The 2,571-nt window shown below is 61.6% G+C and carries 1 protein-coding gene and 2 pseudogenes; 2 read left to right on the top strand and 1 reads right to left on the bottom strand.

Annotated elements, in window-relative coordinates; genetic code table 11:
• Together EOC06_RS35765 and EOC06_RS35760 are read left to right on the top strand one after the other, a co-directional pair.
• Window positions 1-1,715: pseudogene (locus tag EOC06_RS35765) on the top strand (AsmA-like C-terminal region-containing protein); the annotation flags it as partial.
• A gap of 12 nt (window positions 1,716-1,727) precedes the next feature.
• On the top strand, window positions 1,728-2,210 hold the full coding sequence (locus tag EOC06_RS35760) for a hypothetical protein (RefSeq protein WP_127329631.1): 483 nt from the start codon (window positions 1,728-1,730) through the stop codon (window positions 2,208-2,210).
• Between the two features lie 28 nt (window positions 2,211-2,238).
• On the opposite strand, the pseudogene EOC06_RS35755 reads toward EOC06_RS35760, so the two are convergent.
• Window positions 2,239-2,571 (bottom strand): annotated as a pseudogene (locus EOC06_RS35755) (tyrosine--tRNA ligase); the annotation flags it as partial.

Below are 2,571 nucleotides of genomic sequence, written 5' to 3'. Positions count from 1 at the left end.
GCACCGTCTACATGCCCAGCGGCCGCACCGTGGCGGCCAGCAACGGCACGCTGACGGTCAAGGCGGCCAACCGCCCGCCGGTCGTCGGCGCGCTCGATATCGACGTCGACGGCGAAGCGTCGGCCGTAGCCGAACTCGCATCCTACGAGCCGATCAACGCCATGCGCCATGTCGGCATCCTGCCGGAAGACCTGTCGGGCAGCGTCACCGGCCACGTCAAGGCGGATATTCCGCTGCAGTCCGGTGTCGACTCCTCGAAGCTCGATTGGCTGGTGTCGCTCGACTACAGCGGCATGTCCTTGGCCAAGCCTTTCGAGGGCCAGATCGTGACGGATGCCGACGGTTCGATCACGGTCGATCCGGAGAAGGCGGTGATCTCCGCCAAGGCATTGCTGAACGGCATTCCGGCCGAACTCGATCTGGTCGAGCCGCTCAGGGATGACGGGCCGGCGCGCAGCCGCAAGGTGGCTCTGGTGCTTGACGACAAGATCCGCGCCGCCGCCATGCCCGGCCTGAAGCCGCTGCTTGCCGGAACGGTGAAGGTGGCGATCGACAAGAACGGCGGCGGCGACCAGAACGTCTCGGCCGATCTGACCAACGCCAGGCTGGACATTCCCTGGGCCGGCTGGGGCAAGGGGGCAGGGGTTCCTGCCAATGTCACCTTCGTCATGACCAAGTCCGGCGACACCACGACGCTGTCCGATTTCGACCTTGACGGAAAGACGTTCTCCGTCGACGGCAGCATCGTGCTGGTCAATGGCGCCTTGTCGTCGGCGCGGTTCAGCAAGGTCACCTTGAACAGGGGCGACGACGTTGCCGTGTCGGTGAAGCGGTCCGGCAAGGGCTATGCGGTCGAGATATCGGGCAACGCGCTCGATGCCCGCTCGCTGATCAAGCAGTTCACCTCGGACGTCGACACGGCTACCAAGACCACCGGTTCCGATGCCATTTCCGTCAGCGCCGATGTCGACCGGCTGACCGGTTTCCACGACGAGCAATTGTCCAATCTGAAGCTCGACTACAGTGCTGCCGGTTCGCGGGTGAACGGGTTGAAGGTCAGCGCCACGGCAAGTTCGGGCGCCGCCATATCGATCAGCAACACCACCGGCGCCGGCCGGCGCGCGCTCAACATGCAGTCCGCGGACGCCGGCGCCATCCTGAGATTCCTCAATATCTACGAGCATATGGAAGGCGGAACGATCACCCTGGCGCTTGCGGGGCCGAGCGACGGATCGCTGAGGGGCAAGGTCGACACCAGCAACTTTTTCGTCGTCAACGAACCGAAACTCGCCTCCATCGTCTCGACCACGCCGGCCGGTGACAACCGCAGCCTCAATCAGGCGGTCAAAGGCAAGCTCGACACGTCGCGGGTGAAGTTCGAACGCGGTTACGCCGAGATCGACAAGGGCAGCGGCTATCTGAAACTGGCCAATGGCGTGCTGCGTGGACCGCGCATCGGCACGACGTTCCAGGGCACGCTCTACGACCAGAACAACAACATGGACATGACCGGCACCTTCATGCCGGTCTATGGCCTCAATCGCATCTTCGGCGAATTGCCCATCGTTGGCGCGCTGCTCGGCAATGGCCGCGACCGTGGCCTGATCGGCGTCACCTACCGGCTCAAAGGCAATGCCAACAAGCCGCTGCTGGACATCAATCCGCTGTCGGTGATCGCGCCCGGAATATTCAGGTCGATTTTTGAGTATCGGTGAGTGGCGCGGATCATGGTCGCCAGGATATTGATTGCATTGGGTGCTGGTGCCGCACTCTTGGTCATCGCCGGCGGGTCACTCAACGCGTCCAATTTCTGCTTTGCGCAGCGCAGGTTCCTGTCGGAAGACGAGCTCTTGGCGGCTGCCGTTGCGGATATTCCAAAGCTTGTCGAACTTACTCAGGAGAGAGGAAGGTCTCTTCTGAGGTATGCAGACAAGTCTACCGATTTTTCCAATGTCACGATCGTCAACTACAAAGACGCTTCTGATTTTATGCAGAATAACCCAAACTGCTGTCGCATTGGTCGCTTTGACGGACCGCGTGAGCCTCTCTTCCCGCCGGATTGGTGGACCGTAGTGTCAGGCTATGCAGCAAAAATTGTCACCGTGAATTTCAAGCTGCGTTTCCTGACCCCGACGGGCAAAGAATCTTTCCAAAATGATCCTTTTTACGTCTGGATAGATTCTTGTGGGAAAATCAAACCGTACGCCTAGGAGGCGGCCGGCATGGATCGAGTTCTGCTCAAACCGGCCGTACCAGAATGTGTTTTTTCTTTCCCAGAGAAAGCTTTACGACGTTTTCCGGACTCAAATCCTGAGGGGTAACCAGGCGGCGCTCGTCGCTCACCGGCTCGTCGTTCAGGCGCACGGCACCGCCCTGCCCATGCCGCCGCGCTTCGCCGTTCGATGCCGCCAGTCCGGCGGTGACCAGCAGCGACAGGATGCCGACGCCGGTTTCAAGCGCCGTTTTGTCGACCTCGACGGTCGGCAGCGACTCCGCGAGCGCGCCCTCCTCGAACGTCTTGCGTGCCGTATCGCTGGCTTGCTCGGCGGCTGCACGGCCGTGCAGCAGGGC

It is taken from the genome of Mesorhizobium sp. M7A.F.Ca.MR.362.00.0.0, assembly GCF_004023175.1.
In the GTDB taxonomy this organism is placed as follows: Bacteria; Pseudomonadota; Alphaproteobacteria; order Rhizobiales; family Rhizobiaceae; genus Mesorhizobium.
The sequence above is the reverse complement of the archived record's forward strand: the minus strand, read 5'-3'. Positions and strand labels throughout refer to the sequence as shown.